Source organism: Acetobacter estunensis (assembly GCF_011516945.1).
Lineage (GTDB): Bacteria > Pseudomonadota > Alphaproteobacteria > Acetobacterales > Acetobacteraceae > Acetobacter > Acetobacter estunensis.
Map to the genome: position 1 here is coordinate 1 of NZ_WOTH01000069.1, position 7982 is coordinate 7982.

Annotated in this window: 7 protein-coding genes; 3 read left to right on the forward strand and 4 right to left on the reverse strand. The window is 62.7% G+C overall.

Annotated elements, in window-relative coordinates:
- The first annotated feature begins 120 nt into the window (after positions 1-120).
- Positions 121-354: a DUF2721 domain-containing protein gene (locus GOB87_RS15865; RefSeq protein ID WP_242006524.1), complete on the forward strand. Its 234-nt coding sequence runs from the start codon at positions 121-123 to the stop codon at positions 352-354.
- 43 nt (positions 355-397) lie between these two features.
- On the opposite strand, the gene GOB87_RS15870 is transcribed toward GOB87_RS15865, so the two are convergent.
- Positions 398-868, reverse strand: coding sequence for a DUF3465 domain-containing protein (locus GOB87_RS15870; RefSeq protein ID WP_166318970.1), 471 nt, complete (start codon positions 866-868; stop codon positions 398-400).
- A gap of 44 nt (positions 869-912) precedes the next feature.
- Positions 913-1893 carry an N-acetylmuramoyl-L-alanine amidase family protein gene (locus GOB87_RS15875; RefSeq protein WP_166318973.1) on the reverse strand — a complete coding sequence of 327 codons (981 nt, stop codon included), beginning with the start codon at positions 1891-1893 and terminating at the stop codon, positions 913-915.
- 490 nt (positions 1894-2383) lie between these two features.
- Here GOB87_RS15875 and GOB87_RS15880 point away from each other — a divergent pair, with 490 nt between their 5' ends.
- Together GOB87_RS15880 and uvrB are read left to right on the forward strand one after the other, a co-directional pair.
- Positions 2384-5152, forward strand: a complete 2769-nt coding sequence (locus tag GOB87_RS15880; RefSeq protein ID WP_166318976.1) for a ribonuclease E/G — start codon at positions 2384-2386, stop codon at positions 5150-5152.
- An 85-nt stretch (positions 5153-5237) separates the two neighbouring features.
- On the forward strand, positions 5238-7475 hold the full coding sequence (gene uvrB, locus GOB87_RS15885) for an excinuclease ABC subunit UvrB (RefSeq protein ID WP_166318979.1): 2238 nt from the start codon (positions 5238-5240) through the stop codon (positions 7473-7475).
- 9 nt (positions 7476-7484) lie between these two features.
- Here the strand turns inward: uvrB and GOB87_RS15890 are convergent, their stop codons facing one another.
- Both GOB87_RS15890 and GOB87_RS16665 read right to left on the reverse strand, forming a co-directional pair.
- The gene (locus GOB87_RS15890) at positions 7485-7634 is read right to left on the reverse strand and encodes a hypothetical protein (RefSeq protein ID WP_166318982.1); all 150 of its coding nucleotides are present in this window, start codon (positions 7632-7634) and stop codon (positions 7485-7487) included.
- 89 nt (positions 7635-7723) lie between these two features.
- The coding region (locus tag GOB87_RS16665; protein WP_206752350.1) for a hypothetical protein at positions 7724-7982 on the reverse strand (259 nt) is incomplete at its 5' end.

Consider the following 7982-nt stretch of genomic DNA (forward strand, 5'->3'; position numbering starts at 1 on the left):
TCTGCCTCCAGAGGCAAAATGCCGTTGTCATTCCAGATCAGACGCACAGGACACAGCTCTCAGAACAGAGAATAACACTCTTCAGACAAAATGTGAGAAATCCGCGTCGACATCGCCATCATGTTCGGCGGCATGGCTGGGGCCATGACCTGCGGCGCGGCGTTCGTTCTGTTTCTTGGCAGCGTGCGGGACGCTTCGATCGCGTTGTGGCTGGTGGGACTGTTCGGGGCCGCGCTGCTGTGCACGGTGGCGTCTCTCGGCACGTTCCTGTGTGACTGTTTCCTGTCGTGGAACACGCTGCGCCTGGAGGGGCCGCTCCCGCGCACGGTAAAGCAGAGCACGAAGAGCGGCTGAAAGTAAAAAGGCCTCCACCCTGTTGGGATGAAGGCCCGTTCCGTCACTCGTAGCGATTGCCGTTCACGGTAATGGAACCCGGCACGTCCCATTTGCGGCTTGTGCCACGATGGGTCCAGTCGATGCCCTGACGGCGCGGAGAGTCGTAGTAGTAACGTCCGATCACATCGGCTTCGTCGCCTTTGTGGACCCACGGCCACGCGGGGGCGTTCATCTCATCGAGATTGGAGACGATGCGGATCGACACGCCCTGTCCGACATCGACATAGAAATAGCCATGCACGCCACTGCGGGTGCGGTGTGCGCGGGGCGAGACGGCGATCACCCGGCCGCAGATATGCACGGCCCTGTCGCCATGCGCCCCGCCATTCTCGAAGTCGGATTGCGCAGCGAGAAAGCGCGCGTTGTCACAGCTTGCCGCGACCTCGCGCGCCTGTGCGGGAAGGGTGGGCGCAAGCGCGAATGCGGCCAGTGCGGGCAGCACGCGCAGGAAGAAACCTTTGACTCGGGTCATTCACTCTTTGTCCGGATTGTAAGGAAAACATAGGCCACAGAATCTCAGCCGATGCCGGGACCGGAGGCTGCGAAGTAGCGATCGATGGCGTCACGCATTGCCCCTGCCACCATGGCGCGGTGCCCGGCCTGTCGGAGCGCCGCTTCGTCTTGGCGGTTGGACATGAAGCCCATTTCCACAAGTACGGAGGGAATATCGGCGGCCTTGAGCACGACGAAAGCCGCGTGGCGATTGGGATGTTGCAGCAGAGCCACGCGCTGATGGAAGGAGGAGACGACGGCGTGGGCCATGTGTGCCGAGCCGCGCCGTGTTTCTTCCGAAACGAGACTGGCGAGGATTTTCTGCACTTCGGGAGACGTGGCGTGAACATGCGGGCCGCCAAAAAGGTCGGCACTGTTTTCGCTGCTGGCAATGGTGGCGGTCTGGGCGTCGGATGCGGTGTTGGCCAGCGTATAGACGCTCGCTCCACGCACCGAAGGATCGTGTAGGGCATCCGCATGCATGGAAATGAAAAGCGCGGCCTTGCGGTTCTGGGCCATCTCCACACGTCCTTCGAGCGGGATGAAGCGGTCCGCCGTGCGGGTCATGGCCACACGGTAGCGCCCTGATGAGAGCAGTTGCCGCTCCAGTTCGGCGGCGGCGGCTTCCGAGACGTGTTTTTCATACGTGCCCGACAGGCCGATGGCGCCGGGATCTTTGCCTCCATGGCCGGGGTCGAGCATGACCAGCGGCGGCAGGGGAGCCGCTCTGCGGATGATGGCGGGGGCGGTCAGCGCGTGGTGGTGGGACACACTTTTCTTTGCGGTATGTGTTGGCGCGCGGGCAAGGGCGGAGGCGCTGATAAGCGGTGTGGCCAATCCGGCGAGCAGGAGATGGCGGCGCTGTGTGGTGCTGTAGAGCAGTCCATTGATCCCGTCCGGGGGAAGCGGTCCTGCGGTCTGTGTCACGTTTCCCTGTCGGAAAACCGCCCGCGATGGCGCGGCGATATGTTCTTTCGCGCTGTTCGCTTTCGGCTCCCGCGTCATGACCTCATCCTGTTGCCAGATCCTGCGGGTGCATCCTGACATGCACTCGGGTGCAAGTCATTAACGCTTTGCTTCCCAACGCGCTCTGGCTGTGGGCGCTTGCGCGGCGCGACTCTTTGCTCCATGTTCGCTAGAACGTGGTCCGTCCGAAGACGACCGTCCACGTCGCCCGGGCGGAGCCGTGGCCGTGTTGCCTCAAGTCAGGGACGCGGGCGCGCTGCGGACGGAGCGCCACCTACGCTTGATCGACAGGGACGGATGAGAGCAGTTACGGCGACACGACAGAAAGCGAAGGCAGGCCCGTCAGGTCCGGCCCGTTTTGCTGTCATGTCCCCCTCATTCAGCCTGTGCCCTGTCGCGCTGCGGTGTGCGCCCATCTCCCCGGATCAAGCCATCAATTCGCCCGCAGCGTTCCCGCGCGGCGCCCGGACCGTCTGGGTCCGGCTGCGCCCGGCTGGACGAACGCCGGGGCGCCGGAGTTTTTTCCTTAATGACCAAACGCATGCTGATAGATGCGACACACGCGGAAGAAACGCGCGTCGTCGTGATGGACGGAAACCGTCTTGACGATTACGACGTCGAGGCCTCCAACCGGAAGCAGCTCAAGGGCAATATCTATCTTGCCAAGGTAATCCGCGTCGAGCCGAGCCTGCAGGCCGCCTTCGTCGATTACGGTGGCAACCGCCACGGTTTCCTCGCCTTCAGCGAAATCCACCCCGATTACTATCAGATTCCCGTCGCGGATCGCGAGAAGCTCCTCGCATTGCAGGAAGAAGATGCTGAAAGCGCCGAGTCCGAGGAGGATGCGGCTGCGGAAGGTGAGGGCGACGCGACGGACGAGACAGTCGCGGACGACAATGGCGCGACCGAGTGCAAGGACAGCACCCCCGAAAGCGTGGGGGGTGAGACGGATACGGGCGAAGAAGCCCTCGTCCAGAAGCGCATGGCCCGCTTCCTGCGCAGCTACAAGATTCAGGAAGTCATCCGTCGCCGACAGATCCTGCTGGTGCAGGTGGTCAAGGAAGAGCGCGGCAACAAGGGCGCGGCCCTGACCACCTATGTCTCGTTGGCGGGGCGCTACTGTGTGCTGATGCCCAATGCCCTGCGTGGTGGCGGCGTGTCGCGCAAGATCACGTCGGTCAATGACCGCAAGCGTCTGCGCGACATCATTTCCGAGCTTCAGCTCCCGCGCGGCATGGCCATGATCGTGCGGACCGCCGGTGCCCAGCGCCCGCGCCCGGAAGTCATGCGCGATTGCGAGTATCTGCTGCATCTGTGGGATGAAATTCGCGAGCACACGCTGAAATCCGTCGCTCCGGCGCTGATTTACGAGGAGGCAAGCCTCGTCAAACGCGCCATTCGTGACGTGTACAGCCGCGACATCGAGGAAATCATCGTCGATGGTGAGCCGGCATGGCGTGGCGCGCGCGACTTCATGCGGATGCTCATGCCGCAGAATGCGGGCAAGGTCCGCCTGTGGCGCAAGGAAAGCCAGCCGCTGTTCAGCCACTACCATGTGGAAGGACTGCTGGATGCGATGCTCTCGCCCACGGTGCAGCTCAAATCCGGTGGCTATCTCGTCATCAACCAGACCGAAGCGCTTGTTTCCATCGACGTGAACTCGGGTCGTGCGACGCGTGAGCGCAACATTGAGGAAACAGCAGTCCGCACCAATCTGGAAGCGGCTGATGAGGTGGCCCGTCAGTTGCGCCTGCGCGATCTGGCCGGTCTGATCGTCATCGACTTCATCGACATGGAGTCCCGCCGCCACAATACGCAGGTGGAGCGCCGTCTGAAGGACGCGCTGCGCAATGATCGCGCGCGCATTCAGGTGGGCGGAATCTCGCATTTCGGTCTGCTGGAAATGTCGCGTCAGCGGCTGCGTCCGTCCGTTGCGGAATCCGCCTTCGCCATGTGCCCGCACTGTCAGGGCACAGGCATCGTGCGCGGGATCGAAAGCTCGGCGCTGCATGTCCTACGCGCCATCGAGGAAGAGGGCGGCAATCGCCGCGCGGCCGAAATCAACGTCCATGTCGCGGCCGAGATCGCTCTCTACATCCTCAACAACAAGCGCGACTGGCTCGATTCCATTGAGCGGCGGCACCACATGACCGTGATCTTCACGGCCGATGCGACGCTGCCGCCTCCCGAGATCCGCATTGAGCGACGGCGTGCGCAGACGGTTCGTCGTGACGCGCCGGAGCCTGCGACCGTCACCAGCGATCTGCGGGTCGAGCCGGAAACGTCCAACAACGATGTGACGCCAGCCGTTGAGGATGAGGCCACGAACCGTCGTGTGATCGCCATTTCCGACACGCCGCCAGAAACGGCGCGGGAAACCGGGAATGGCGATGAAGCGCCCGTGGAAACGCAGGATGAGGGCGAGAACGGTGTGCGTCGCCGCCGCCGTGGCCGTCGCCGTCGTGGCAACGGAAACGGGCAGCGCGAAGAAAATGGCATCGCCGCTGAGACCAACGGCAACGCCGATGGCGCTGCCGTGAACGGGCGGCCTTCTGCACCTGTGTCCGAAGAGGCTGCGGAAGAAAATCTTGTGCCGGGACGCACGCGCACCCGTCATTCGCGGAAGGTGCCGCAGACGGACCGGCAGGTGGCACCTGCGCCAGCACAGGCAGCAGCGCCTGCGCCGGCCCCGCGGGCGGCCCCTGTTCCGGCAGCGCGCGAATGGCGTGGTCCGACACCGGCCGATCCGTTTGGGGGCAGCTTCGATATCTTCGATATCATGGAGCAGGCAGACCTTCAGGCCGATCGCAGCGCGGTGGCCGCGCCCGCTGGCACCGATCTTGTGGCCGAGCCGGATGAGGCAATTGCTACAGTTGCGGAAAACAGTGTGACGGCACCTGAAGCCGAAGCAACGGAAGAAAAGCCGTCACGGGGTCGTGGGCGCGGCCGCCGTCGCCGTCCGGCAGCAGAGGAGGCAGTTGCTCCTAGCGAGGAGGCGCCTGCCGTTAAAGCGGACGTGGCGACACCTGAAGAGGCCCCTCCTGCACCGGTGGAGGAAGAGGCTGCAAAGCCGCGCCGCCGCACGCGCACCCGGCGCAAGGCCGCGGAACCGGAAGCGGAGGTGAGCCTGGCTGAGGAGGCTTCCGCGCCAGCGGAAAAGTCTGTTGAGGCGAAAGCTGAGGCTGCTTCCAAAACGGACAAAAGCAATGAGCGCAAGCCGGTCATCATGGTCGAGCCGACCGTGATCGAAGATGACGCACCGCCCGCTGCCCCGCGTGCGGGGTGGTGGCGCCGCTGATCCACGGCACCGTCCGGGTGGGTTTGTGCCATCTGGACGGGCTGCCGCTCTTGCGGTCTGACCTTCGACACGCCATTTCGGAATAATGGCATCCAGCGCACGTCCCGTTTCCGGCAGCACGCCGGCTCTCCTGTTCCAGCCCGAACGTCTCGCTCCACGCGAGAAGAAGTTCCGCATGAAGGTGGTCTCGGAATACGAGCCCGCAGGAGATCAGCCGCAGGCCATCAAGGAACTTGTGGCGGGTGTGGAGCAGGGGGAGCGCGATCAGGTTCTCTTGGGCGTGACGGGCTCGGGCAAGACCTTCACCATGGCCAAGGTGATCGAGGCGACGCAGAAGCCCACGCTTATTCTTGCTCCCAACAAGACGCTCGCAGCGCAGCTTTACGGAGAGATGAAGCAGTTCTTCCCAGAAAACGCGGTGGAATACTTCGTCAGTTATTACGATTATTATCAGCCCGAAGCGTATGTGCCGCGTTCGGACACCTATATCGAAAAAGACAGCCAGATCAACGAGCAGATCGACCGGATGCGCCACGCCGCCACGCAGGCGCTTCTAGAACGCAATGACGTCATCATTGTCGCGTCTGTCTCGTGCATTTACGGTATCGGTTCGGTCGAGACCTACTCGCGCATGGTCGTGCGGCTGGAAGTGGGAGGCGAAATCGACCGCGACCGGCTCATCAAGGCGCTGGTGGAGTTGCAGTATCGGCGCAACGACGCGGCGTTTGCGCGTGGCGCGTTCCGTGTGCGTGGTGAGAGTATCGACATCTTCCCTTCCCAGAATGAGGATCGGGCGTGGCGCGTCTCCCTGTTTGGGGACGAGATCGATCAGATCATCGAGTTCGACCCGCTGACGGGTGAGAAAACCGCCGATCTGGCGGAAGTCAGCCTGTATGCCAACAGCCATTATGTCACGCCACGTCCGACGCTCAATCAGGCCATCATTGGCATCAAGCAGGAACTCAAGGAGCGGCTCAACCAGTTCGTGGCCGAAGGTAAACTTCTGGAGGCCGAGCGCATCCAGCAGCGCACGCAGTTCGATCTCGAAATGATGGAGACGACCGGCGTGTGTAAGGGGATCGAGAACTACTCACGCTATCTCTCGGGTCGCAAGCCGGGCGAGCCACCGCCGACGCTGTTTGAATATCTGCCGGAAGACGCGCTGCTGATCGTCGATGAGAGTCACGTCACCGTGCCGCAGATCGGCGGCATGGAGCGCGGGGATCACGCGCGCAAATCCGTGCTGTCGGAGTTCGGTTTCCGCCTGCCTTCCTGCCTCGACAATCGTCCGCTCAAGTTTGGGGAATGGGACGCTTACCGCCCGCAGAGTCTGTTCGTCAGCGCGACGCCCGGACCGTGGGAGATGGAGCGGACCGAGGGCGCGTTCAGCGAGCAGGTAATCCGCCCGACCGGGTTGATCGACCCGGTGACGGAAGTGCGTCCTGTGGAACGGCAGGTGGATGACCTGTTGGCGGAGTGCCGCGAGACCATCGGCAAGGGCGGTCGTGTGCTGGTCACGGTGCTGACCAAGCGCATGGCGGAAGACCTGACGGAATATCTGGATGAGGCCGGTATTCGTGTGCGCTATCTGCACTCGGACATCGATACGCTGGAACGTATCGAGATCATTCGTGACCTGCGGCTGGGCGCATTCGATGTGCTGATCGGTATCAACCTGCTGCGTGAGGGACTGGATATTCCCGAGTGTTCGCTCGTCGCCATTCTGGACGCGGACAAGGAAGGTTTCCTGCGTTCGCGCACGTCACTGATCCAGACCATCGGACGTGCGGCGCGAAATGTGGACGGCCGCGTGCTGCTCTATGCCGACCGCATGACCGACAGCCTGAAATACGCTATCGAGGAAACCGCGCGGCGGCGTGAAAAACAGTCCGCGTGGAACGAGGCGCATGGCATCACGCCGCAGAGCGTGCGCAAGCAGATCGGCAACATCGTCGGCTCCGTATTCGAGCAGGACTATGTCACCGTCACACCCACGGAAGGCGCGGAAGCCGACGAGTTCGTGGGCAAGAATCTGGACGCGACGATTGCGGAGCTGGAAAAGAAGATGCGCGCCGCTGCGGCCGATCTGGAGTTCGAGACGGCGGCCCGTCTGCGCGACGAGGTAAAACGGCTGGAAGCGCTGCAACTCGGCATCGAACCGCCACCGCCAACAGCGCCGCGTCAGGGCGGAGGCCCGGGGCGCAAGCGCAACACGACACCCACACCGCTCGGGCCGGGCGGCGGTGGGTATGATCCGGACGCGAAGCGCGGTCGTGGACGCGGTGGTAAGCCGGGCGCCGCGAAGGGCCGCGCACGCTCCTGAAAGGGGTGCTCAGCCCAGTTCGATCAGCACCATGACAAACGGCACGACAGCCAGCGCCACCCATGCGCCCATGGCGCAGGTGGCGAGGGTGCGTGCCGTCGCGCGGCTCATGCGCTGCGTGACGGTGCGGGCGAAAATGGGGGCTTGGGGTCGATCCATGACACGCTCTCCGTGAGTGCTGCCTTGTGTGAGAGCCGCACTCGTGACGGAGGATCGTGGCGGGAGGATGGCGGAGAGACTGTACAAGCCTATCTGGACAGAGCCAGGCAGAGAACATATTGTAAAGAAGTATTAAGTAATACCACAAAAAGGCATCTGTTTCTGAGTTGAATGGTGATGGGTAAAAACAGGTCTCTGCTTGTCCGTATCGGCAAGCGCATGCGTCCAGTGTTTAATAAGATGGAGGGATCGAAGAACCCTTGATTGATGTGCTTGGCCGGTAATTTCTGGGTTTTGGCGATTTGATTGACGGTTTTTGCGATGGCGTCCAGTCTGCGTTTTGAGCAG